Source organism: Streptomyces sp. NPDC059582, assembly GCF_042735715.1.
Taxonomy (GTDB): Bacteria; Actinomycetota; Actinomycetes; order Streptomycetales; family Streptomycetaceae; genus Streptomyces.
The window spans coordinates 8982-32893 of the sequence record NZ_JBHWCC010000030.1; the positions used below are offsets into that span (position 1 = coordinate 8982).

General features: G+C 70.6%; 21 protein-coding genes and 1 pseudogene. 10 read left to right on the forward strand and 12 right to left on the reverse strand.

What is annotated here, in order from left to right; genetic code table 11:
- Nucleotides 1-87: 87 nt before the first annotated feature.
- On the reverse strand, nt 88-291 hold the full coding sequence (locus ACFV0T_RS24355; RefSeq protein ID WP_385782824.1) for a cold-shock protein: 204 nt from the start codon (nt 289-291) through the stop codon (nt 88-90).
- Between the two features lie 299 nt (nt 292-590).
- On the opposite strand from ACFV0T_RS24355, the gene ACFV0T_RS24360 reads away from it, so the two are divergent.
- Together ACFV0T_RS24360 and ACFV0T_RS24365 are read left to right on the forward strand one after the other, a co-directional pair.
- The gene (locus tag ACFV0T_RS24360; RefSeq protein WP_385782827.1) at nt 591-1454 is read left to right on the forward strand and encodes a hypothetical protein; all 864 of its coding nucleotides are present in this window, start codon (nt 591-593) and stop codon (nt 1452-1454) included.
- A gap of 194 nt (nt 1455-1648) precedes the next feature.
- Entirely contained in the window at nt 1649-2296 is a 648-nt protein-coding gene (locus tag ACFV0T_RS24365) for a DUF1963 domain-containing protein (RefSeq protein ID WP_385782830.1), read from the forward strand.
- Nucleotides 2297-2433: 137 nt separating this feature from the next.
- Here the strand turns inward: ACFV0T_RS24365 and ACFV0T_RS24370 are convergent, their stop codons facing one another.
- Complete coding sequence (locus tag ACFV0T_RS24370) at nt 2434-2832, reverse strand: STAS domain-containing protein (RefSeq protein ID WP_385782832.1); 399 nt, start codon at nt 2830-2832, stop codon at nt 2434-2436.
- Nucleotides 2833-3007: 175 nt separating this feature from the next.
- Between ACFV0T_RS24370 and ACFV0T_RS24375 the strand changes: the two genes are divergently transcribed.
- Nucleotides 3008-3454, forward strand: a complete 447-nt coding sequence (locus ACFV0T_RS24375; protein ID WP_385782834.1) for an ATP-binding protein — start codon at nt 3008-3010, stop codon at nt 3452-3454.
- A gap of 268 nt (nt 3455-3722) precedes the next feature.
- Here ACFV0T_RS24375 and ACFV0T_RS24380 read toward each other — a convergent pair whose 3' ends face one another.
- Nucleotides 3723-3884, reverse strand: coding sequence for a hydrophobic protein (locus tag ACFV0T_RS24380; protein WP_385782837.1), 162 nt, complete (start codon nt 3882-3884; stop codon nt 3723-3725).
- Nucleotides 3885-4186: 302 nt separating this feature from the next.
- Between ACFV0T_RS24380 and ACFV0T_RS24385 the strand changes: the two genes are divergently transcribed.
- On the forward strand, nt 4187-4693 hold the full coding sequence (locus tag ACFV0T_RS24385; protein ID WP_385782839.1) for a hypothetical protein: 507 nt from the start codon (nt 4187-4189) through the stop codon (nt 4691-4693).
- 116 nt (nt 4694-4809) lie between these two features.
- On the opposite strand, the gene ACFV0T_RS24390 is transcribed toward ACFV0T_RS24385, so the two are convergent.
- On the reverse strand, nt 4810-5433 hold the full coding sequence (locus tag ACFV0T_RS24390) for a PepSY domain-containing protein (RefSeq protein WP_385782842.1): 624 nt from the start codon (nt 5431-5433) through the stop codon (nt 4810-4812).
- Between the two features lie 146 nt (nt 5434-5579).
- Between ACFV0T_RS24390 and ACFV0T_RS24395 the strand changes: the two are divergent.
- The 3 genes and pseudogenes from ACFV0T_RS24395 to ACFV0T_RS24405 all read left to right on the forward strand — a co-directional run bounded on the left by ACFV0T_RS24395 (nt 5580) and on the right by ACFV0T_RS24405 (nt 8423).
- Nucleotides 5580-6241 (forward strand): annotated as a pseudogene (locus tag ACFV0T_RS24395) (response regulator transcription factor).
- Between the two features lie 32 nt (nt 6242-6273).
- The gene (locus tag ACFV0T_RS24400; RefSeq protein WP_385783048.1) at nt 6274-7959 is read left to right on the forward strand and encodes a sensor histidine kinase; all 1686 of its coding nucleotides are present in this window, start codon (nt 6274-6276) and stop codon (nt 7957-7959) included.
- The gene (locus tag ACFV0T_RS24405) at nt 7956-8423 is read left to right on the forward strand and encodes a hypothetical protein (RefSeq protein ID WP_385782845.1); all 468 of its coding nucleotides are present in this window, start codon (nt 7956-7958) and stop codon (nt 8421-8423) included. The genes ACFV0T_RS24400 and ACFV0T_RS24405 overlap by 4 nt, the downstream gene beginning before the upstream one ends.
- A gap of 67 nt (nt 8424-8490) precedes the next feature.
- On the opposite strand, the gene ACFV0T_RS24410 is transcribed toward ACFV0T_RS24405, so the two are convergent.
- The 3 genes from ACFV0T_RS24410 to ACFV0T_RS24420 all read right to left on the reverse strand — a co-directional run bounded on the left by ACFV0T_RS24410 (nt 8491) and on the right by ACFV0T_RS24420 (nt 11492).
- Nucleotides 8491-9687: an NAD(P)/FAD-dependent oxidoreductase gene (locus ACFV0T_RS24410; RefSeq protein WP_385782847.1), complete on the reverse strand. Its 1197-nt coding sequence runs from the start codon at nt 9685-9687 to the stop codon at nt 8491-8493.
- A gap of 93 nt (nt 9688-9780) precedes the next feature.
- The gene (locus ACFV0T_RS24415; RefSeq protein WP_385782849.1) at nt 9781-10725 is read right to left on the reverse strand and encodes an RNA polymerase sigma-70 factor; all 945 of its coding nucleotides are present in this window, start codon (nt 10723-10725) and stop codon (nt 9781-9783) included.
- 257 nt (nt 10726-10982) lie between these two features.
- Nucleotides 10983-11492: a MarR family winged helix-turn-helix transcriptional regulator gene (locus ACFV0T_RS24420; protein WP_385782851.1), complete on the reverse strand. Its 510-nt coding sequence runs from the start codon at nt 11490-11492 to the stop codon at nt 10983-10985.
- A gap of 57 nt (nt 11493-11549) precedes the next feature.
- On the opposite strand from ACFV0T_RS24420, the gene ACFV0T_RS24425 reads away from it, so the two are divergent.
- The gene (locus ACFV0T_RS24425; protein ID WP_385782854.1) at nt 11550-12380 is read left to right on the forward strand and encodes an alpha/beta fold hydrolase; all 831 of its coding nucleotides are present in this window, start codon (nt 11550-11552) and stop codon (nt 12378-12380) included.
- A gap of 220 nt (nt 12381-12600) precedes the next feature.
- On the opposite strand, the gene ACFV0T_RS24430 is transcribed toward ACFV0T_RS24425, so the two are convergent.
- The 5 genes from ACFV0T_RS24430 to ACFV0T_RS24450 form a co-directional block, all read right to left on the reverse strand.
- Nucleotides 12601-13632 (reverse strand): ABC transporter permease, encoded by a 1032-nt coding sequence (locus ACFV0T_RS24430; RefSeq protein WP_385782857.1) that lies wholly within the window; start codon nt 13630-13632, stop codon nt 12601-12603.
- Nucleotides 13629-14591, reverse strand: coding sequence for an ABC transporter permease (locus tag ACFV0T_RS24435; protein ID WP_385782860.1), 963 nt, complete (start codon nt 14589-14591; stop codon nt 13629-13631). The genes ACFV0T_RS24430 and ACFV0T_RS24435 overlap by 4 nt, the downstream gene beginning before the upstream one ends.
- Entirely contained in the window at nt 14584-16101 is a 1518-nt protein-coding gene (locus tag ACFV0T_RS24440) for a sugar ABC transporter ATP-binding protein (RefSeq protein ID WP_385782863.1), read from the reverse strand. The genes ACFV0T_RS24435 and ACFV0T_RS24440 overlap by 8 nt, the downstream gene beginning before the upstream one ends.
- Before the next feature lies 1 nt (nt 16102).
- Nucleotides 16103-17200, reverse strand: coding sequence for an ABC transporter substrate-binding protein (locus ACFV0T_RS24445; RefSeq protein WP_385782866.1), 1098 nt, complete (start codon nt 17198-17200; stop codon nt 16103-16105).
- 145 nt (nt 17201-17345) lie between these two features.
- A complete protein-coding gene (locus tag ACFV0T_RS24450) occupies nt 17346-18359 on the reverse strand; it encodes a LacI family DNA-binding transcriptional regulator (protein ID WP_385782869.1) in 1014 nt (337 codons plus the stop codon).
- A gap of 159 nt (nt 18360-18518) precedes the next feature.
- Between ACFV0T_RS24450 and ACFV0T_RS24455 the strand changes: the two genes are divergently transcribed.
- Nucleotides 18519-21122, forward strand: a complete 2604-nt coding sequence (locus ACFV0T_RS24455) for a PA14 domain-containing protein (protein ID WP_385782871.1) — start codon at nt 18519-18521, stop codon at nt 21120-21122.
- Between the two features lie 394 nt (nt 21123-21516).
- Nucleotides 21517-23901 (forward strand): RICIN domain-containing protein, encoded by a 2385-nt coding sequence (locus ACFV0T_RS24460; RefSeq protein ID WP_385782874.1) that lies wholly within the window; start codon nt 21517-21519, stop codon nt 23899-23901.
- Nucleotides 23902-23912: the final 11 nt, after the last annotated feature.

A 23912-nucleotide genomic window follows, 5' to 3' on the forward strand; every position in this document is an offset into this window, starting at 1 on the left:
CCCCGGGGGGGCGGGACCCGCCGCCCCCCCCCGGGGGGGGCTGGGGCCCGGGGTCCCCGCCGCGCCCCCCGCCCACCACGCGACGCCCTACAGGTTGACGACCCGCTCCGCCTGCGGCCCCTTGGGTCCTTGGGTGACGTCGTACTCGACCTTGGCGCCCTCTGCCAGCTCCTTGAAGCCGGTGGTCTGAATGGCGGAGAAGTGGACGAAGACGTCCGGGCCGCCGTCATCCTGCTGGATGAAACCAAAGCCCTTCTCCGCGTTGAACCACTTCACGATGCCTGTTGCCATCAGTTCGATCCTTTTGTGCCATGTGACGGTGCCGCCGTGTCGACACCGACCGTAGTCCTCTCGTGACTGCGGCCTCCAAACCATGTCATCCCACGCGACGTTCCGCTGGCAGGCAGGCCAGTCCGCCGAACTGTTCCTCGTACGAAATCCGACGGCACCTGGTCGGGGTCCGCCGTCTTGCCCGGCCCCAGGTGCGGGAACGGACCGTCGAACTCGGTTTCAGTACCGGCCGCCGGCCCGTCCGGATACACGGCGCCGACTGCCACCCCGATGCCGGGCCGTCTGGGAGACTGACGCACGTGGACACGGCAATCGCCCGAACGCTCTGGCAGGTCCTGGAACCCATACACGCGGTCACGTACTTCGCCGCTGAAAGCCGCGAGGCCAACCGTCTGGTCGGCTTGCGCGGCTTTTGGATGGGCTACTTCGCGGGCCGCGCCGCGCCGCTGGGAGCGGTCACGGCAGGTGTGGTGGAGGCGGCTTTCTTCAACTTCCACCCCTCCATGGTGCGACGTGCCATCCCCGACGCATGGGAATTCGCCTCACCCGAGGCCGTGCTCCGCGCCCGCGCCGAAGCGGCCACCGCGGCACTGCGCCGAGTGGCGCCGGCGACGGCGCGGGTGACGGCAGACCTCGTCCCGTTGCTGGAGCGGACCGTCGCCGCCGCGGACGGCGCGGGGCGACCCCTGTTCGCCGCCAACCGCGGCCTGCCCACGCCCGAAGACCCCGTCACCGCCCTCTGGCAGGCCGCCACGGCACTGCGCGAGCACCGCGGTGACGGCCACGTCGCCGTGCTGACCGCCGAGGGACTGGACGGCTGCGAGGCCCACGTCCTGTTCGCCGTGAGCGAGAACGTGCCCGCGGCGACGCTGAGGGACAACCGCGGCTGGTCCGAGGACGACTGGCAGGCGGCCGTGGACCGCCTCGTCGGACGGGGACTGCTGGAGGACGACGCGCACCCCACCGCCGCGGGACGCGCCCTGCGTGCCCACATCGAGGCCCGCACCGATGACCTCGCCGTCCGGCCCTACCGCGCCCTGACCCGGACCGAAGCCGCCCAGGCCCTTCGCCTGCTCAGCCGGCCGACCGATCAGATCCTGGCTTCCGGCGTCATCCCCTTCCCCAACCCCATGGGCCTTCCGGCCCGCCACGCACGAACGTAGCCATCAACCCGAAGGGCGGCAGGCGAACCGGGAAGACGGACATGTGGGCCTGGTCGCGGTAGCAGGTCATCCGGGGCACATGCGCTGAGCGCAGGGAGGAACAGTCGAGGTTCGTTGGGGACAGCAGCGCAGCGGCGTCCTCCTGACAGTCGGGCCCAAGAGACTGTCGCAAGGCTGATCTAGGCTTCCCGGTCATGACCACCACCTTGATGACGTACGCCGGTCCGGTCGATGAGCGGGCACCGGTGACACGTACAGGCGGCGTGCCGCTGGTACCTGCCGGGTTCAGTTGGCCGCTGTGCGCCGCGTGCTCGGGGCCGATGCAGTTCCTCGCGCAGCTGTGGGGAACCGACCCCGGCGGCCGGGAAGCCGGACCTGCACTGCCGACCGAGGGTGTCCTGTCGGTCTTCATGTGCCAGAACGATCCAGGGCTGTGCGACGAGTGGGACCCGTCCGCGGGCGGCAACCTGGCGCTGTTGTTCCCCCGCGCCGGACTCACGGCGGCCCCGGTACCGACGGAAGGCGAGACCCTGCTGCCGGAGACCTGCGGCATCGACCGCACGGCCATCGACATGGCGTCGTACCACGAGGCACGCAGCCACTGGGCCCAGGCTCACGGCCGTCCCTTGGAGGATGTCCTCGGCCGGCTGGGCGGCGTCCCGTCATGGCTGCAGCACGACGAGACCCCGGCATGCCCGACGTGCACTCAGCCGATGAGCTTCGTCGCCCAGCTCGAGGAGGGTCGCGACCACCGGACGGCGATCAACTTCGGCGGAGGCGGCTGCGGATACGCCTTCGCCTGCGCGCCGTGCGGTGAGGGCTCCTTCCTGTGGCAGCGCTGATCAACTGGCTGTCCGCTGTTCAACCTCACGTTCGGCGGCGACGCGGCGGGTGTCAGACCTGTGTCCCGCGCTGCGGCCGGGAATTCGCGTTGGTATTCGTGACGCCGTCCGACGGCTCGGCGGGCGTCATCGTGCGGTCACGCCGTGCCGGGAGGTGGGGTGTCGCTGTCCGCCGGATCGGTGAGGGCGTCGTCGACGGTGGGGTAGACCGTCATGATGGCGTCGAGGCCCACGAGTTCGAGGGTGCGCAGGACGGCGGTCCGGGCGGCCGCCAGGCGCAGCCAGCCCTGCTCGGGGAGGGTCCGGTGCGCGGTGATGAGGACGTTGATGCCGCTGGAGTCCATGAAGGTGACGTCGCTGAGGTCGATCACGATGCGCGGTCGGGTCACCGGGGCGGTCGGGGGCAGGGCGGCCTGGAGAGCGGGGACGGCCTGGAAGTCCACCTCGCCGTGCGGGGTGACGACCGTGATGCCGTCGGTGGTGTGGCGGTCGACCGACAGCCCACCGTGCCCCGTCGTGTTCGGGATATCTGCCACAGTTCTGCCTCTGCCGCCCTCGGTTACGGTCTCGTCGGTGCTTGTCTGTCACTGCCCAGCCATCCTAGGACTGACGCCTGTCACTGGCCTTTGCACTGAAAGTCTGTGCGAGAGTGTGGAAGGGCGCTGCAGGGGTATCGGTGCGCTGGGGCAACACGGAGGGGCAGTGGTGTGGATGGACCCCGACAGGGTCATGGAGGGTTCTTCCGGAGCGGGTCCCGACCCTGTCGAATTCACCGCGGCCCTCGAGAACGACAGCAGCTCGATCGCCGAAGCACGCCGGCTCACGGTCGGCTTTCTCACCCGGCTGCAGACCGAGCACGGCATGCCGGTCACCGCGCGGGCCATGGACCTGGCGCAGCTCGTGGTCAGCGAACTCGTCACCAACGCCTACAAGTACGCGCACGGCCCCGCCCTGCTCTGTCTGCGTCTGGTGGACGCCGTGGTGGAGATCGAAGTCTGGGACAGCGACCCGGTACTTCCCGCCGCCCGCGCGGCGGACCCTGGGCGGATCGGCCAGCACGGCCTGGAGATCGTCATGGCCGTCGTCGAGAAGTTCACCGCACGCCAAGAGAGTGTCGGCAAACGCCTGACCGCCAGCCTGCCCCTCCTGCTCTCGTAACCGCGGGCCCGGCCTCGACGCTGTCCCGCGTTGCCGCCCATCCGATTGCAGGCCGGGGTGGCCGCCGATCGGTGGAGGCAACCGATTCCCGACTGCGTCACGGCACCACCCCGGTTAACCCTCGCGTACCCGAAAGCAGCAAAATCATCGGGCCCGACGAGAGAAAAGGAGTCCGGCGACGCATTCCGTTTTCCCGTGGATACGACGGCGGGACCCACCCCGGTAGAGGGGTGGGCCCAGAGTGCCGGATATCTCGCCGAGGGTTCCGCTACCAGTGGTACCAACGACCGGTACCGCCCCTCGGGCGGGCGACGAACCCGACCAGCCACAGCACCAGTACGGCGATCGCGACCCACCAGAGAATCTTGACCGCGAAACCGGCGCCGAACAGAATTACCGCGAGCAGAAGAACGAGAAGCAGGGGAACCATAGTTATCAACCTCCGAGCAACCGTGTGCCCCTCGCCCGTTCGTCCATGCACTTGCGCGTAGATTTTCTGTGTGGATCCATTCCTACAACCCACCTGCCTGTACTGAATATCGCGGGGCTTAGAAGCGGCCGATCCTCTTCCGGATCGGACCTGGCTCGACAAGGCGACGGCACCGTCCGGATGTGGAGCGGGTTGGCCCGGCCTGTGCCGAAGCAGGACCGGGTACTTCAGCCGGTCGGTCGAGCGCGTCGCTGGGGCTGGTGGCTTCCGGCGCCGAGCGGCCTCCCCATAAGGTCCCGTCCATGGACTGGTTGGCCCCGATGAACACACTGACCGGCGCCGCGATCGGCGTCGGTTCCACACTTCTCGCCGACCGACTTCGCTGGCGCCGTGACCGTGCGGCGCTCAACCAGGACACACGTCGGCAGGCGTACGCGGCGTTCATGGGAGCACTGTCGGACGCGTACACCCGGCTGCACGAGATAGCGCGCGACGATCACCCGGCAGAGGAAGCACGGAGGGCGGCCCATGAGGTGTTCGTGTCCAGCAAGGTGTATCCGCTGCGCTACGAGCTTGCGTTGATCGCTCCATGGGAGGTGATGGATCCGACCAATCAGGCCTTCTGGAAGATCCGTGACCTCCGTGACCTCGTCTCGACGGGCGTCACCACGCGGGACCCGGATTTCCGCCGCCAGACTCGCGACTATCTCGCTGCGACCGAGGAAGCGCAGGTGGCCATGCGCCGGGACCTCGGTACGTCCTGGCCGCGACGCGACCAGGAGCCTGGTGCGTCCGTGCGGGATGCCTGAGACCGCCGGCCGGCTCCGACGCCCTACCGGACCGGCCACCGACGGACCGCACCCGGAGACAGGCGCGGCCCGTCCCGCCCGCTCCGCCGCGGGCCGTCAGCGGCCGTCGCGTCCCGTCAGCGATCGTCGCCGCCGTGACCGTCACGGCCCCGGTCACGACCTCGGCCCTTGCCGTCACCGACGTGGTCGTCACCGCCATGGTCGTCGCCGTCGGCGTGCACGCCGTGGTCGTCACCCGGGAGGTCGTCACCGACGCCCGTGGCACCACCGTGGTGGTCCCCCGGCCGGTCGTCCTGCCCGCGGGTTCCGCGACCGCGGTCGTCTCCCCCGGCGTGCCCACGGCGATCGTCACCCGCGAGGTCGTCACCGCCGCGCCGGTCCACGGTGACGGCGCCCGTGCGGGCGTCGACCCGGAGTTCGCGGCGGACGTGGTCGGCGCCGACGACGTACACCTCCCAGTAGCCCGGGTGGTCGGCGTCGAGGTCGACCTTGACGACCGTGCCCGGGTACGTCTTCCGTGCGGCGGCCGCCGCCTGGGCGGCCGTGACCGACGACCCCGACGGCGAAGGCGGCGCCGTCACCGATGATCCCGACGGCGAGGGCGACGCCGTCACCGCCGGCCGATCCTCACGGCCGCCGCTGTGCCGGTCGCTGCCGCTCGTGGCGAGCGCCGAGTAACTCCCGCCGCCTATGATGACGGCGGCTCCGAAAGCGGTGGCGATGGCTGCGGTGCGCTTCATGATGAGCCTCCCCGGCCCGGCAGTTGCCCGGCCTGTGTCGGGTCTGTGTCCTGACTGTTCGGTGACGCCAATGTGCCCGGGGGAAGCTGAAGGGGACCTGAAGCCACCTGAAGATTCCTTCAGGTTCCGTTTGGGAGGCTGGGCACATGCGCCTGTTGATCGTGGAGGACGAGAAGCGGCTCGCGCTCTCGTTGGCGAAGGGCCTGCGGGCCGAGGGCTTCGCCGTGGACGTCGTCCACGACGGGAACGAGGGGCTCCACCGGGCCGCCGAGGGCGTCCACGACCTGGTGCTGCTCGACATCATGCTGCCGGGTCTCAACGGCTACCGCGTCTGCGCTGCCCTGCGCGCCGCGGGCCACGACATGCCGATCCTGATGCTCACGGCCAAGGACGGCGAGTACGACGAGGCGGAGGGCCTGGACACCGGGGCCGACGACACCTGACGAAACCGTTCTCCTACGTCGTGCTGGTGGCCCGAGTGAAGGCGCTGCTGCGCCGCCGCGGCACAGCGGGCGCGTCGCCGGTACTGCGCGTCGGAGGGCTCGTCGTCGACACGGCAGCCCGCCGGGTGTGCCGGGACGAGACGGAAGTCACGCTCACCGCGAAGGAGTTCGCCGTGCTGGAACAGCTCGCGACACGGGCCGGTCAGGTGGTCGGCAAGCCCGAGATCCTCGAGCACGTCTGGGACTTCGCCTACGACGGCGACCCGAACATCGTCGAGGTCTACGTCAGCGCGCTGCGCCGAAAGCTCGGCACGGACACGATCCAGACCGTGCGCGGCGCCGGGTACCGGATGGTGGCGCCGTGAGGCGGCGGCTGCCGGGCTCCGTGAAGGCCACGATGGTCCTGGGGGCGACAGCCGTGGTCGGCGTCGCGCTGGTGGCCGCCGGGCTCGCGGTGCTGATGTCGCTGCACGCCAGCCTCACCCAGCAGGCGCAGAACCAGGCCAACGACACGGCCCGCAGAATCGCCCTCGGTGTCGCCACCTGGCCCGGTGGCGGCACCCGGCTGCCCCTGCCCGAGGGGGTGCGGGAGGGGGTTCCGGTGCAGGTGACGGACGAGAACGGCAGGCTGCTGGCGGTGGGCCGAGGGCTGCAGAGCATCAGCGGGACCGGGGTGAGTTCGGTGCGCGTGCCGCGTGCTCCCGCGACCCCGGCCACTCCGATCCCCTCCCGGTCCACGTCCGCCACCGCGCTTCCGTCCACGCGGCCCACCCCCGTGGCCGACCGCAGCGGCACGACGGCCGACGACCACGGCAGCGGGCGTGGCAAAGGCGGGAACAGGGACCGCGTGAGCGACGACAGCGGACCGGACGACGGCGGCTCGGACTCCCACGGATCAGACGACGCCGGCTCGGACGACCACGGTTCGAACGGGAGCGGATCGGGCGGTCACGGCTCCGACGACGGCGCGACGCCCCCCACCGACGACCCGGCCATCGGCACCATCGGCGACACCGTCCAGGAGGGCTCCGGGCGGGCGGTGGTCGACGGACGCAGCGCCCCGTACCGGTTCGCCACCGTCAAGGCCACCGATCTCGGCGGCCGAACCGTGCTCGTCCACGCGGGCGCCTCACTGGCGGCCCGCGAGAGCGCCGTCCGCAGCACCGGGACGGCGATGCTGGCGGGACTGCCCCTCGTGCTGCTGGTCGTCGGCGGGGTCACCTGGCTCGTGACGCGGCGCGCGCTGGCCCCGGTGGAGGGCATCCGGAGGGAAATGGCGGCGATCACCGCATCCGAGGATCTCTCCCGCCGTGTGCCGGAACCCGCCTCCCACGACGAGGTGGCCCGCCTGGCACACACCACCAACGAGACGCTGACCGCGCTGGAGGCCGCCGTCGACCGCCAGCGCCGCTTCGTCGCCGACGCCTCCCACGAACTGCGCAGCCCCATCGCCTCGTTGCGCACCCAACTCGAAGTCGGCTCGGCCCACCCGCATCTGCTGGACGTACCCGGTGCGGTCAAGGACACCGAGCGGCTGCAGCACCTCGCGGCCGATCTGCTGCTGCTCGCCCGGCTCGACGCCGGGCAGCGGCCCGCGCAGGGGCGGGTCGACCTGGTCGAGCTGGTCCGCGAGGAGGTGGAGCGCCGCCCCGCAGACCGCACGCCCGTATCCTTCGACGCCGTCGCCGACGCCGACGCCGACGAAGGACGCGAAGTAGCCGGATCGCGCCATCAGCTGGCGCGGGTGATCGGCAACCTCCTCGACAACGCGCAACGGCACGCGCGCAATTCGGTAGCCGTACGCGTGCGACGGCAGGGCGAGCGCATCGTCCTCACCGTCGCAGACGACGGCGACGGCATACCGGCCACCGAACGCGAACGGGTCTTCCAGCGGTTCGTACGCCTGGACGACGCACGCACCCGTGACGACGGCGGCGCGGGGCTCGGTCTGGCCATCGCCCGGGACATCGCACGCCGCCACGGCGGTACGCTCACCGCGGGCGGGGCACCCTCCGGCGGCGCGCTCTTCGAACTGCGCCTACCCGTGCTCGCCGTCGTGCCCGACCAGGGGAGGAAACCATGAGCGACGACGTCCTGTCGATCATCCCGACCGATCCGCGGTGGCAGCCGGAACGCGATGCGGTCGATCGTGCCGTCTCGCTCGCGGAGAAGCCGGCTCCCGGGGTCGTCGACGGCGCGGACGTGGAGATCGACGTGATGTGGCACGACGTGGTGACCGTCGTCGACTGCGGGGGCGATCTGCAGAGCGTCGGCTGCCCTTTGTGCCGGGCGTCCATCGCCACGGAGTGGTGGCGAGACCTACTTGAGGACCACTGCGACGACGGTTTCACCACACTCGCGATCCAAGTCCCGTGCTGCGGAGGGTCGATCACTCTGGACGCCCTGGAGTACGACTGGCCCTGTGGGTTCGCCCGCTTCGAGATCGCGATATGGAACCCCGAACGCCTCTGGTTCGGCGAGGACGAACTGACAGCACTCGGGGACGCATTGGGGCACCCAGTACGGCAGATCCGGGCCCACATCTGAACCTCGGCGACTCCGGGTCGGGGCGTCCTCGCCTCCAGATCGAGGGCGCCCGCTGTCGCCGTGCGCCTCAGGCAGTGGTCTTGACCGCCGGGTCCGTCCGGTCCGGCTCCCGTACGACGCGGCGACGCCGGCTCGGAATCCCGAGCGTCGGGTTGGCGACGCCCCAGGCCGCGCCTTTGCAGACCAGTTCCTTGTAGACGGCGGCGAGCCGTCCGGTGAGGGCCGCCCGGACGGCCCGGTCGTCGGCGGTGACGTACTGGATCAGGCCTTCCTTGCGGCCCAGCGAGATGCACTGGTTGAAGTAGCGCAGCGGCACGTTCGGGAGTTTCCCGCCGGTGAGGCGGGCCGCGATGGCGTCGGCGGCCTGCCAGGCCATGGGGGTGCCCGAGGCGCACGACATCCGCAGCGGCTTGTCGCCGGAGCCCATCGCCATGGCCGCGTCCCCGACGGCGTACACGTCGGGGTGGGAGACCGAGCGCATGGACCCGTCGACCACGATCCGGCCGGTGTCGGTCACCTCCAGGGTGGTGGCCCTCGCGATCGGATGAACGGCGAAGCCGGTGGTCCACACGGTGACCGCGGCCGCGATGGACGTGCCGTCGGCGGTGGCGACGCGGTCGGCCTCGACGCCCGTGACGGCTGCGTGCTCGTGCACGGTGATGCCGAGCCTGGCGAGGACCTCGCGCAGGTGCCGGCGGCCCTTGGGCGAGAGCCAGTCACCGAGACCGCCGCGGACCGCGAGGGCCACGTCGAGGTCCGGTCGGCCTTCGGCGAGCTCGGTCGCGAACTCGAGGCCGGTGAGGCCACCGCCGACCACGACCACGGGCTGTCCGGCGTCCAGGCGGGCCAGGCGCTCGCGCAGCCGGAGCGCTCCGGGGCGGGCGGCGATCTCGTGGGCGTGTTCGGTGGTGCCGGGGACACCCTGGTCGTTCCAGCCGCTGCCGAGGGCGTACACGAGGGTGTCGTACTCCAGTTCCTCGGCACCGTTCCCATCGGTGACGGCTACGCTCTTGCGGTCGACGTAGACGCCGGTGACCTTCGCGAGCTTCAGTTCGACGCCGGTGTCCGCGAACATCTCCGTGAACGGCCGGGACCTGAGGTTCTGGCCGACCGCGAGCTGGTGCATCCGGACGCGCTCGACGAAGTCGGGCTCGGCGTTCACGAGAGTGATGGCGACGTCTTCGCGGCGCAGCCGCTTGGCGAGGCGTCCGGCGGCGACGGCCCCGGCGTATCCGGCTCCGAGCACGACGATACGGTGCTGCATTTCCTGGCTCCTGTCTTGAGCGGATTCGCCCCTTGAACCGGGCGGCCCGCCGTTTCCTGACAGGAACGCGGTGTGAAGCACCTCACATCGAGGTCAGAAGGCGTGGAGCAGGGGTTCGCCGTGGTCGTCGGACGCCCATCGCCGGGTCGCGCGTTCGAGCTTGTCGGGATTGACCTGGTTGCGGAACGCGGCGATGCCCTCGTCGGTGATCTCCAGACACATGACCCCGATGACCCGGCCGTCGACGACCGCCACGATGGCGGGATCGCCGTTGGCGGTCGCGGCGTGGACCTCGGGTGAGCCGCCGGCCAGAGTGCGCTTGGCCTGGCTGGGCTTGAACAGGCCTCGCATGAATTTCGCGACCGCGAGGGCGCCCTCGAACGCCTTGGCGCGAGCCGGGACCTTCCCGCCGCCGTCGCCGACCGCGACGGCGTCCTGGGTGAGCAGCCGCACGAGCAGCTCGGTCCGGCCGCTGGTGGCGGCCGCGAGGAACTCGTCGATGATCCTCCGGGCGGCGGCCTCGTCGACCTCGGTGCGGGCCTTGCCTTCCGCGACGTGCTTCTTGGCGCGGTGGAAGATCTGCTGGCTGGCGGCCTCGCTGACGTCGAGGATCTCGGCGATCTCCCGGTGCGGGTAGTCGAACGCCTCCCGCAGCACGTACACCGCCCGCTCGTTGGGGGAAAGGCGCTCCAGTACGGCGAGGACCGCGTACGAGACCGACTCGCGCTGCTCGGCGGTGTCGGCCGGCCCGAGCATCGGGTCCCCGGCGAGCAGCGGCTCGGGCAGCCACTGGCCCACGTAGGTCTCACGCCGCGCCCGGGCCGAAGTGAGCTGATTGAGGCACAGGTTGGTGAGAACCTTCGTCAGCCAGGCCTCGGGGACCTCGATGAGATCGACATCGGCGGCCTGCCAGCGCAGGAACGTCTCCTGCGCGGCGTCCTCGGCCTCGCTCGCGGAGCCGAGGAGGCGGTAGGCGACGGCCTCCAGGCGGGGCCTGGACGCCTCGAACCGGTCCACGTCGTTCATGGTCAGGGCCATGTCCTGGATCCTAGTGCCGTGGCAGGCACCGTTCGCCCCTGAAGGAGCGGCGTCCCGTGCGTGCTCCTGGCGTGCCGGCCGGAAGTCCTCGTACCGGGCGCACTCGGGCTTTCGGCCGGTGCGGCGTGAGTGCGTGCCGGGCGTCGCGACGGGGCGAACGTCGCCTGTTGCGGCACCAGCCCCGCGCCGGATCACCTCGTCACCGACGGCCGCCTCCAGGACGGCCCGAGCGGGCGGTACGCCCGGTGCAGCGCGCGTCAGCTCCGCGGAACATGAGTGGACGTCACGCCCTGGTCCCCCACGTCGACATGGTCGAACGTCCTCAGCATCTCGGTCAGCACCCGCACGCAGGCCCGTAGCTCGGCGTCGGTGAGGCCGCCGCCGACCTGGCGGTTCAGGGCGTGCTCGCGTTCGAGTACGACGGTGATGAGCGCCCGGCCCTCCTCGGTGATCCGGATCAGCGACGACCGCTGGTGCGCTGGATTGGGGACGCTCTCCACCCACCCGTGCTCCGCCGCGTCGTTCACCATCCGCTGCACGAACTGCCGGCTCAGCGCCTGGAGTCGGCTCATCTGAGGAACCGTCATGTCGCCCTGCCTGCGCAGCAGGTCCAGTACGGAGCGCACACCGACCGAGGCCCCCTCCACCGCCTCGCCCTCTTCCACCTTGCGCAGTACGCGCCGGTAGAGCGGTCCGACGAGGTCGAAGACCTCGACGAGGCGGTGGCCGAGTTCGTCGGGCGGGAGCGGGCTGCCGGTGTCGTTCACCCGGCCATGATGACACCTTGGTTGCCAAACCGACGACATGATGACACCTTGGTTGTCATGACTGCTGCTTCGGAACTGAAGTACCCGGCCATGAACCACTTCGCGTCGGCCGACGGCGACCTCGCCTACCGCGAGACCGGCACCGGGGACCTCGTGGTCTTGCTCCATTCGGGCTTCGTCGACCACCGCGTCTTCGACGAGGTGATACCGGCCCTCTCCGCCGCCCACCGGGTGATCGCGGCGGACATCCGCGGCCACGGCGCCTCCGCCAACGCCTCCGCCCCGTTCCGCTGGGCCGACGACCTGGCGGACCTGCTGCGCCACCTCGACGCGGGCCCCGCGGTGCTCGTGGGTGTGTCGATGGGCGGCGTCGTCGTCAGCGACATGCTGCTGGAACACCCGGAACTGGTCCGCGCCGCCGTCGTGGCCGGAGCCTCGACCGGCGAGTTCCAGGACTCCGATCCCTGGCACCAGGAGATCCAGGCGGAGACCGCCCGCACGCTGGCCGCCGGTGACATCGAAGGCTGGCTCAAGGCGTTCCTCAGCTACGTCGCCGGCCCGCACCGCACGCTCGACGACATCGACCCCGCCATCCCCCGCCGACTGCGCGAGATGGCCCTGCACACCGTCGCCAAGCACACGCCCGGCGAGCCGGACCGGCACGTTCGCGTCACCAACACCTGGGCCCGCCTGCCCAAGGTCGACGTCCCCGTCCTCACCGTGAACGGTGCCCTCGACACCGCCGACGTCATCACCGCGGCACAGCGTCTGGCCGACACCGTCCGGCACGGCCGTTCCGTGGTCGTCGAGGGCGCCGGGCACTATCTGAACATGGAGAAGCCCCAGGAGTTCGGCGCGATCGTCGAGGCGTTCCTGCACACACTCTGACCCGGGAACCCATCCGAAACACCGGCGGGGGCAGCCCTGCGGGCCCGTCCCCGCCCTCTCCTTGCGTCACCTGTCGGCGCGCAGGGCCATGTCGGCCGCTCGGGAGCCACAGCAGGACGAGGGCCGCACCACGGAGCACGAGCCCTCGCCGCACGTCCGAGCGGTCCTGCGTCGTCGCCGACCGGTCCCCTCGACCGGCCGGCGACGACAGCTCCACCGGTCACAGAACCCTTCGCCGGCGGCCCAGCCAGGTCTGCGCGACCACCACCACGGCCAGGAAGGCGCCGCTGACGACCTGTTGGTAGGCCGAGTCCAGCGAGCCGATCTGGTTGATGACGTTCTGGATGACCTTCAGCAGCAGCACCCCTACGAGGGAGCCGCTGATGAAACCGAAACCGCCGCTCAGCAGGGTGCCGCCGATGACCACGGCCGAGATCGCCTCCAGTTCCATCCCGGTGCCGAGGATGGTCACGCCGGACGCCAGCCAGGCCGCGTTGAGCGCGCCGGCGAGCCCGGCGCACAGCCCGGACAGCGTGTAGACCGTGATCTTCGTACGGGCCACCGGCGCGCCCATCAGCGCCCCGGCGTCCTCGTTGCCGCCGACCGCGTACACGTACTGCCCGAACCGGCTCCGCCGCAGCACGATCGCGCCCAGAACGAACAGCGCCACGGTGATCCACACGGGCACCCCGATGCCGATCAGCGAGCCCTGGCCCAGGGTCGCGAAGTACGAGCCCTTGTCGACCAGATACGTCGTCGAGCCCTCGTCGGTGATCGCCAGAAGGAGTCCCCGGGCGCCCAGCATGGCGGCCAGGGTGACGATGAACGGGGCCAGCCGTACCCGTGCGATCAGCAGCCCGTTGACGAGTCCGATCAGCCCGCACACGGCGAGCGGGAGCAGGAGGGCCACGACGGTCCCGTACTGCGATCCCCAGGCCGCGAGCACCCCGCCCAGGGCGAACAACGAGCCCACCGACAGGTCGATCCCGCCGGTGACGATCACGAAGGTCATGCCGAGGGCGACCACGGCGAGGAACGCCGAGGACAGCGCCATGTTCTCCAGGTTGTCGCCGGTCAGGAACGTGTCGAAGCTCAGTGACGCCACGATCATGGCGATCACCAGGGTCACCAGCGCGCCGTGCTGCTGCGCCAGGGCGCTGAGCCGTTCGGAGCGGCTCGCGCGCGGGGGATCGTCCTGGATCCGGCCGGTGGTGGGGACCGGCACGCCGGCCTCCTCGGTGTGCGCGGTCATCGCCTGCCTCGTTCCCGGGCCGCGTAGACGGCGAGGACGATCACCATGGCCTGGGCGATCTGGGTCCACGACGGCGGCAGATCGTGCTTGATGAGGGTGGTGGTGAGCAACTGGATGAGTACGGCGCCCGCGACGGTGCCGCCGATGCGCACCCGCCCGCCGCTGAGCGGGGTGCCGCCGACGACCACGGCGGTGATGGCGGACAGTTCCATCAGGGTGCCGAGCGAGGTGGGGTCGCTCGCGGTCAGGCGCGCGGTGGCGAGGATGCCCGCGACCGCGGCAAGCGCGCCGGAGCAGACGTAGACCACCACGAGCACCCTGCTGACCGGCAGTCCGGCGAGCCGGGCCGCCGGACGGCTGTCGCCGATGGCCAGCACCTGACGTCCGAAGGTGGTGCGGCGCATCACGAACGCGACCAGTACCGCGAGCGCCGCGGCGATCAGGACCAGGTACGGCACGCCCAGCACGTCCCCGGAACCGAGCGCCGCCATGCCGGGATCGCGCACGTCCTTGAGCTGAGGGAGCAGCACCAGGGCCAGTCCGCGTCCCGCGACCATCAGGGCGAGTGTGGCGACGATGGGCTGGACGCCCACGAAGGCGATGAGCGCGCCGTTCGCCAGGCCGACCACGATGCCGCCGACGACCGCGATCAGCGCGGCGAACCACGGCCCGTAGCCGAGGTACAGCGACAGCAGCGAGGTGGACAGCGCCATCACCGAACCCACCGACAGGTCGACGCCCTCGGTGCCGATCGCCAGCGCCATGCCCAGGGCGACGACGAGGACGGGGGCGACCTGAACAGCCTGGGTACGGAAGTTCTCCGTGGACAGGAAGTACGGGGTGAAGGCGAAGTTGAACAGCAGCAGCACCACGACGCCCGCGTAGACGCCGTACTCCTGCAGCAGGCGCAGCAGTCGCGCGCGGTCCAGGGAGCCGCGCGCGAGCGCGAGGTCAGTCATCGTGTCCTCCCGCGGGAACGGCCGCGATGGCGCGCATCAGGCCGTCCTCGGTGACGTCGTCGCCGGTCAGTTCGCGGACCACCACGCCCTCCTTGAGGACGATCACGCGGTCGCTTCCCTCGATCAGTTCCTCGGGGTCGGAGGAGATCAGCAGGACCGCGAGCCCGTCGTCGGCGAGTTCGTCGATGAGTGCCTGCACCTCCGCCTTGGCGCCGACGTCGATGCCGCGCGTCGGCTCGTCCAGCAGCAGCACCTTGGGATGCAGCGCGAGCCAGCGGGCCAGCAACACCTTCTGCTGGTTGCCGCCGGACAGCTCGCCGACCTTCTGGTGGGGGCCCGCCGCCTTGATGCGCAGCCGCTTCATGAAGGTCTCGACGATCCGGTCGATGCGGGAGTCGTCGACGAGGCCGAAACGGGACAGCGCGGGCAGCGCGGCGAGCGCGATGTTCTCGCGCACCGACAGTCCCGGCACGATGCCTTCGGCCTTACGGTCCTCCGGGAGCAGGCTGATGCCGGCCCGGATCGCGGCGGCGGTGGAGCCGGCCCGTACCGGGGCTCCCCCGACGACCACCCGGCCCGCGTCGGTGGGCAGCGCCCCGGCGATGGCCTTCGCCGTCTCGCTGCGGCCCGAGCCGAGCAGCCCGCCGAGCCCGACCACCTCGCCGGGCCGCAGCGCGAGTGACACGTCGCGCAGACAGTGACGCACCGTCAGTCCGTCCGCGCGCAGCACGGGTTCCGCCGCGGTGTCGTGCGAGCCGGAGAACTTCGTCAGGCCCTCCTTGCGCACTTCGCCGATCTCCCGGCCGAGCATCATGGCCACCAGCCGCAGCCGGTCGAAGCCGGCCAGCGGACCGGTGTGCACCACGCGTCCGTCGCGCAGGACGGTGACCGCGTCGCAGATCTCGTACAGCTCGTCCATGCGATGGCTCACGTAGATCACCGCGACGCCGCGCTCGCGCAGCATCCGGATCACCTCGAACAGGGTGGCCACCTCCCGTGGTTCGAGCGAGGAGGTCGGCTCGTCCATGATGACGACCCGGGCATCGACGGCCACCGCCCGGGCGAGCGCGACCATCTGCTGGGCGCCGACGCCGAGTTCACGCAGCGGACGGCGCACGTCGACCCGGATGCCGAGCCGGCGCAGGGCCTCGTCGGCCTCACGGTGCATGCGCCGGAAGTCGATCAGGCCCAGTCGGCCGTGCGGTTCACGGCCGAGGAAGAGGTTGCGGGCCACGCTCATCAGCGGGACGAGGTTGACCTCCTGGTAGATGGTGGAGATACCCGCCTGCTGGGCCTGGAGCGGGGTGGCGAAGCGCACCGGAGCTCCGTCGTACGACACCTCGCCCGCGTCGGGCCGGTACACCCCGGTGAGCACTTTGATGAGCGTCGACTTGCCGGCGCCGTTCTCGCCGACGAGCGCGTGCACCTGACCGGCGTGCGCGGTGAAGTCCACGTCGGACAGCGCGCGCACGCCGGGGAAGGACTTGGACAGCCGGGTCACCGCGAGCACGTCAGTAGGCCTTGCCAAGGTCCGCCTGGGCGTTGCCCTTGGCGTAGGAGCTGTCCTGGATGACGATGTCCTGGCCGACCTTCTCGCCCTTGGTGAAGGTGTCGAGGGTCTGGAAGGCGAGCGGCCCGAAGCGCGGGTTGGACTCGATGACGCCGTGGATCCAGCCGTCCACGATGCCCTGCACGGCGTTGCGGGTGCCGTCGATGGTCACGATCTTCACGTCGCCCGGCTTCTTGCCCGCGCCCTTGAGGGCGTTGACGGCACCGAGGCCCATCTCGTCGTTCTCGGCGTAGATCCCCGTGATGCCGGGCTTGGACTGGATCAGGTTCTCGGTGACCGACTGGCCCTTCTCGCGGGCGAACTCGCCGGTCTGCCGGAACACGATCTTCAGGCCGGGCGCCTTCTCCTTGATCCGGTCCTCGAAGCCCTTGGTGCGCTCGGTCGTCACGTTGTTGCCCGCGGCGCCGAGCAGGATGGCGACCTCGCCCTTGCCTCCGGTCGCCTCGATCATCTGGTCCGCGGCCCGCCGACCCTGTTGTACGAAGTCGGAGCCGATGAAGCTCACGTAGTCCTTGCAGGCGGTGGCGTTGATCTTGCGGTCGATCGTCACGATCGGGATGTGCTTGGCGGCCGCGGATCGCAGCACCGGCTCCCAGCCGTCGGAGTTCAGCGGCGCGATGACCAGCAGGTCGGCGCCCTTGGCGATGAGATCCTGGACGTCGCTGATCTGCTTGGAGAACTGCGACTGCGCGTTGGCGGTGAGCAGCTTGACGCCCCGCGTCTGCGCCTCGGCCTTGATGGACGCGGTCTCCGCGATCCGGAAGGGGTTGGCCTCCTTCTCGGACTGGGAGAAGCCGACGGTGGCGCCCTTCAGGTCGAGCTTCTTGCCGCCGTAGGCGTCGATGGTGCAGGTCGGTCCGGAGCCGGTGCTCGGTGAGGCGACCACCTGCCCGGCACCGTCCGGCTCGGAGGCGGAGGGTTTCTTGCCCGAGTCGTCCTCGGACTTGGTGCATCCGGTCACGAGCGCCAGGCTCGTCACGAGGCCTGCTGCGAGGAGGTGTCGTGCGGAGAGGCGACGGACAACTGCGGTGGGCTTCATGGGAGTCCCCCAAACGGCGCGGCCCCGGGGCGTGAGAGCGCTCTCGGGGAGGCTGGCTCTTGCGGTCAACTCGGCGTGCACGTCGTTCCGGGGAGGTTTTTACATCGTTGGAAGGAGGCTGTAAACCCCTCCGCCCGAAATCCCGTCAGCGTCGCCCCAGCGTGCTCTCCCGCTCCACCAGCCTGAATTCCGCGGTGAGTTCGCGTCCACCGGGCACTTCGCGCCCCGACAGACTGCGCAGCAGCGAGGCGACGGCCATGCGGGCGATGGCCTGTTTGTCCGGCGAGACCGTGGTCAGCGTGACGGCCCCGAAGCGCCCCTCGGCGAGGTCGTCGAAACCCACCACCGCCACGTCCCAGGGCACCCGCAGACCCCGTTCGTGCAGCACCCGCATCGCCCCGATCGCGATCAGGTCGTTGAACGCGAAGACGGCGTCCGGGCGCACCCCCGAGTCGAGCAGCTCGGCCATCGCGCGCGCCCCGTCGTCCCGGTCCCAGCCGCCCACCGGCACCACCAGGCTGTCCGGCGCGGGCACCCCGGCCGCGGCCAGCTCCTGGCGCCACCCGGCCAGCCGCAGGTGGGCGGGCCGGTTCGCGGAGTCGGTGCGCGCGCCGAGATAGGCGATCCTGGTCCGGCCGCGGCCCAGCAGATGACGGACCGCGCACCGGGCCGCCGCCACGTTGTCGATCGCGATGTGGTCGTAGGGCACGTCGTACTCTCGCTCACCGAGCAGCACCAACGGCACGTCGTCGGAACGGCCCTGCAGATCCTCGGACTCCAGCTCCAGCGGGCTGAGGATCAGCCCGTCGATCACCCGGGCCCGGAAACCCTGGCTGACCAGGATCTCCTGGCGCCGCTCGCCGCTCGTGTGGTCGAGCAGCACGGTGAACTCGTGCTCGGCGGCCGCGTCGATCACGGCGCCGGCGAGCTCGGCGAAGTACGGGTTGCCGAGCTCGGGAACGGCCAGCGCGATGATCCCCGTACGCCCCTTGCGCAGATGGCGCGCGGTCAGGTTGGGACGGTAGCCGAGCTCGTCGATGGCCGACTGCACCCGGGCCCGCATCGCCGGGGTGACGTGCGGATAGTTGTTCACAACGTTGGACACGGTCTTGATCGAAACGCCCGCGCGTTCCGCCACGTCCTTCAGGCTGACCCGCAAGGGATCTCCTCAGCGTCGATGGGTGGCCCGTCCTCGGAGCCTTTTGTCATGACCCTGGACAGCGGCCGGGAGCCGTGCTCTCATGCCAACTGCCGTTCCTTCCAACGTTGTACAGACTGAAGCAACGAGCCGCCACCCTTCCTCAGCCAAGGAGGATCCGTGCGCATCAGACCCCTCACCCAACGCCTCGCCCTGCTGCTCGCCGCGGCACTGGGCGCCGCGGGACTCGCCGCGACGCCCGCCGCCGGCGTGGCCGACGACCCCGTGGTGGTCCACGGGCTCAAGGGCGAGTACTACACGCAGTCGGCTCCCGGCGCCTTCGACTTCCACGAGCTCAAGGCGACCGGACTCGACCCGAAACTCGACTTCGACACCCTGGAGCCGCGCCTGAACTTCGCCACCGGGCGGTCGGACGACGTCAGCGTCCGCTGGACCGGAAAGATCGTGCCGGAGAAGACCGGCCCCACCACCTTCTCGATCATCGGGGACAACGGCTTCCGTCTCTGGGTGGGCGACACCCTGGTCATCGACCACTGGGTGGACGACTGGGATCGCGAACAGACCGGCCAACCGGTCGAGTTGACCGCAGGCCAGGCCTACGACATCAAGGTCGAGTACTTCGAGCACTACGGAGGCTCCAACCTCCACCTGCGCTGGACCCCGCCCGGCGGCAGCAAGACCGCTGTCCCGCAGTCCGCGTTGCGGCTGCCCGACGGCTTCGACTACGACGGAGCCGTCTCCACCGCCGTCGGCGCGGACGGCCGCACGCTCCGGCTCGACTTCGCGCAGCCCCTCTCCGCTCCCCCGGCGGGTCTCACCGATCACCTCGACGCCGTGATCGGCGGCGCCACCTGGCCGCTCGGCACGGCCCGGCTCGACCCCGCCGACCCCAAGTCGCTCCTGATCGCGCTCAAGGAGCCCGTCGTCGGCAACAAGACCGGAACGGCCCCGGGTCTCGCCGATGTCCGATACGACGGCGAGGGTGGCCTGACCGGCAAGGACGGCAACGTTGTCAAAGCCTTCTGGAGCAGCGGCGCCAACACGTCCACCTACGAGCTGCGCACCAAGTGGGCCGACGAGGTCTCGCCTCGTAACGCCCTCCCGGAGTACCCGCGCCCGCAGTTGACCCGTGACTCCTGGCAGAACCTCAACGGCTCCTGGCAGTTCGCCGCCGCCGAGGCCGGGGAACAGCCGCCGGTGGGCAAGAACCTCGGCGAGAAGATCCTCGTCCCCTACCCCGTCGAGTCACAGCTGTCCGGCATCGAACGGCACGAGGACCGCATGTGGTACCGGCGCACCTTCACCGTTCCGGCCGGCTGGAAGATCGGCTCCGGCAAGCGCCTGCAGCTGAACTTCGGCGCCGTCGACTGGCAGGCCGAGGTGTACGTCAACGGCACCGAGGTGGCCGAACACAAGGGCGGCTACGACAAGTTCAGCGCCGACATCACCCAGGCCCTCAAGCCCGGCCGCACCCAGGAGCTGATCGTCGGCGTCTACGACCCGACGGACGCCGCCGACGGCGAGAACCCGCCGATGGGCAAGCAGCGCCTGGACCCGAGCGGCATCTGGTACACCCCGTCCTCCGGCATCTGGCAGACCGTGTGGATGGAGCCGGTGGCCACCGACCACGTCGACACGCTCAAGCTCACCCCGGACGTGGACGCGGGCACCGTGACGATCGAGTCGCAGGGCGTCCGGGACGGACTGCCGGTCACGGCCACCGCGTACGCCGGAAAGCGCAGAGTCGGCACGGTCACCGGCCGCAGCGGCCAGGCTCTGACGCTGCGGATCCCGAAGGCCCACCTGTGGACGCCCGACGACCCCTTCCTGTACGACCTGAGGGTGAGCGTCGGCGGCGACCGCGTCGGCAGCTACTTCGGGATGCGGTCGATCAAGGTCGAGAAGGTGAACGGCGTGCCGCGCACCGTGCTCAACGGAACGCCGGTCTTCATGATGGCCACGCTCGACCAGGGCTTCTGGCCGGACGGCCTGCACACCGCGCCGACCGACCAGGCGCTCGCCCACGACCTGAAGATGCACAAGAACATGGGCTTCAACTCGGTCCGCAAGCACATCAAGGTGGAACCCGACCGCTGGTTCTACTGGGCCGACCGGCTGGGCCTGTTGGTGTGGCAGGACATGCCCGCGATGGCGGCCGGGGTGAACCCGAGCACCGCGGCCCGCGCCGAGTACGAGCGTGAGATGAAGCAGGTGATCGACGAGCACATCAGCAGCCCGTCGATCGTCATGTGGGTCACCTTCAACGAGGGGTGGGGTCAGTACGACATGGCCCGCATCGCCGACCAGGCCAAGGCCTGGGACCCGACCCGGCTGGTCAACAGCATGTCGGGCCTCAACCTGGGAGCCGACGGAGGCACCGGCGACATCATGGACGAGCACGGCTACCCGAGCCCGGCGCTGCCGCCCCACCCGGACGGCGAACGGGCCCTGGTCGCCGGTGAGTACGGCGGTCTGGGGCTCGCGGTCCCGGGTCACGCCTGGTCGGTGCAGCAGTCGTACGTGGACGTCGACCCCTCGACCTACACGGACGACTACCTCGACAAGCTGGCCGAGGTGCACGCGCTGGCCTGCCGGGGCGGCAACGGCGCCGTCTACACCCAGATCTCGGACGTCGAGGGCGAGCTCAACGGCCTGATGACGTACGACCGCAAGGTCGTCAAACCCGATGTCGAGCGACTCGACGCGGCCCAGCGGGCGCTGATCGACGACGCCTCACGGGCGACACCCGCCGGGTGCGCCTGACCTCGAAGCGGCCTCGGCGGACGCCTCCCCGCCACCCGCCGAGAGCCGTGCGCTGATCCGCGCACCCGGTGCGGTCCGCCCGCTCGCTCACTCGCCGAGCGGCGGGCGGGCGGACCGCACTGCGACCGCGGCCCGGTGGCCGACGGACGGGGAAGTCCCCCGGCTTCCTCACCCCACGGCCGCGGGACCACGACAACCCAAAGACAGGCCCTCCGACACGGGCCGGACATGACCTCCGACACGGACTCGGACCGGACCTCCAGAACGGGCTCGGACAGAGCCTTCGACACAGGTTCGTACAGGGCCTCGGACGAACGCTCCGTGGTCCGGCTCGCCACGGGGAGCCCTCGTCCCGACCGTGCCCGTACCCGACTCCCCCGACAGGAGAAGCCGAATGCCTCCAACCCGGCGACACTTCCTGCAGACCGGATGCCTGGCCGTCGGTTCCCTGGCCGTCGGCGTCTCCCTCCCGGCGGCACCCGCCGCCGCGGCGGACGGCCTCGCCCCCGACGCCTTCACCCGGCTGCCGCCCGGCAGCATCACCGCCCGGGGCTGGCTCGACGGTCAGCTGCGCATGCAGCTGGCCGGCCTGTGCGGCCGATATACCGAGCGCTCCCATTTCCTCGACTTCGCGACCAGCGGCTGGGTGCACCCCGGCAACAACAGCTGGGAGGAACTCCCCTACTGGCTGCGTGGCTACGTCCCCCTCGCCATCGCCACCCGCGACACCGCCGCCCTCGACCAGGCGCGCCGCTGGATCGACGGCGTCCTCGCCACCCAGCAGACCGACGGCTTCTTCGGCCCGCGGGCCCTGCGCACGTCGCTGAACGGCGGCCCCGACTTCTGGCCCTTCCTACCGCTGCTCCAGGCGCTGCGCACCTACGAGGAGTACACGCACGACGAACGGATCGTCCCCTTCCTCGGCCGCTTCCTGCGCTTCATGAACGCCCAGGGACCCGGCGCGTTCGACACGAGCTGGGTGTCCTTGCGCTGGGGCGACGGCATGGACATCGCGCTGTGGCTCTACCGCCGCACCGGTGAGACCTTCCTCCTCGACCTCGTCGACAAGATGCACAACTGGGGCGCCGACTGGACCGGCCCGCTGCCCAGCCCGCACAACGTCAACATCGCACAGGGCTTCCGCGAGCCGGCCCAGTACGCTCAGCGCTCCGGCGCCACCGACCTGACCGGGGCCACCTACCGTACCTACGAGCAAGTCCTCCGCGGTTACGGTCAGTTCCCGGGCGGCGGTATCGCGGGCGACGAGAACATCAGACCGGGTTTCGGCGACCCGCGGCAGGGCTTCGAGACCTGCGGCATCGTCGAGTTCATGGCCAGCCACGAGCTGCTGACCCGGATCACCGGCGACCCCGTGTGGGCGGACCGCTGCGAGGAGCTGGCGTTCAACCTGCTGCCCGCCTCCCTCGACCCCGAGGGCACGGGGGTGCACTACATCACCAGCGCCAACAGCGTGGACCTCGACGACGTCCGCAAGACCCAGGGTCAGTTCCAGAACGGCTTCGCCATGCAGTCCTACCAGCCCGGCGTCGACCGGTACCGCTGCTGTCCGCACAACTACGGCATGGGCTGGCCGTACTTCGGCGAGGAGCTGTGGCTGGCCACACCGGACGGCGGACTGGCCGCCGCGATGTACGCGCCCAGCCGTGTCCAGGCCACCGTCTCGGGCACGACGGTCACCGTCACCGAGGACACGGACTACCCGTTCGACGAGACCGTCACCCTGACCGTGTCCACCCCGCGTCCCGTGTCGTTCCCCCTCCTCCTGCGGGTGCCGGGCTGGTGCACGGCGCCCCGGCTGCAGGTCGCCGGCCGCTCCGTCGACGCCCCGGCCGGGCCGGCTTTCGTACGCGTCCACCGCACCTGGCGGAACGGCGACCGCGTCACACTGACCCTGCCGCAGCGCACCACACTGCGTACCTGGCACGCCAACCGCGATGCCGTGAGCGTCGAACGCGGCCCGCTCACCTACGCGCTGAGGATCGGCGAGCAGTACGTCCGATACGCGGGCGACGACACCTTCCCCGAGTACGAGGTCCACGCCACGACACCCTGGAACTACGGCTTGGTACCGGGCACCTCGCCCGTGCTGCACCGCGCCCCCGGCCCGCTCGCGGCCAACCCGTTCACCCACGGGACCACCCCGATCACCCTCACCGCCGAGGCACGCCGCGTCGCCGAATGGGTCGCCGACGACGAGCACGTGGTCGCTCCCCTCCAGCAGAGCCCGGCACGGGCGAGCGGCGCCGTGGAGCAGGTGACGCTCGTCCCGATGGGCGCGGCCAGGCTGCGGATCACCTCGTTCCCGACGGCCGCCCCGGACGGCAGGCCGTGGGTGCCGGAGCCTCGGTACCGGCGCGTGCTCAACAAGCACAGCGGAAAGGTGCTCGCGGTCGACGGGATGTCCACGGCGAACAGCGCGCGCGTCGTGCAGTTCGACGACAACGGGACCGGGGACCATGCGTGGCAGCTGATCGACAAGGGCGACGGCTGGTTCCTGGTGCGCAACGGCCAGAGCGGCAAGGTCATGGGCGTGGACGGGATGTCGACCCAGAACAGCGCCCTCGTCGTCCAGTACGAGGACAACGGGACCGACGACCACCTGTGGACCCAGGTCGACCGCGGCGAGGGCTGGTTCCTCCTGCGCAACCGGCACAGCGGGAAGGTCCTCGGCGTGGACGGGATGTCGACCCAGAACAGCGCCCAGGTCGTGCAGTTCGACGACAACGGGACCGACGACCACCTGTGGCGCCTGCTCTGAGCGGGCTCCGT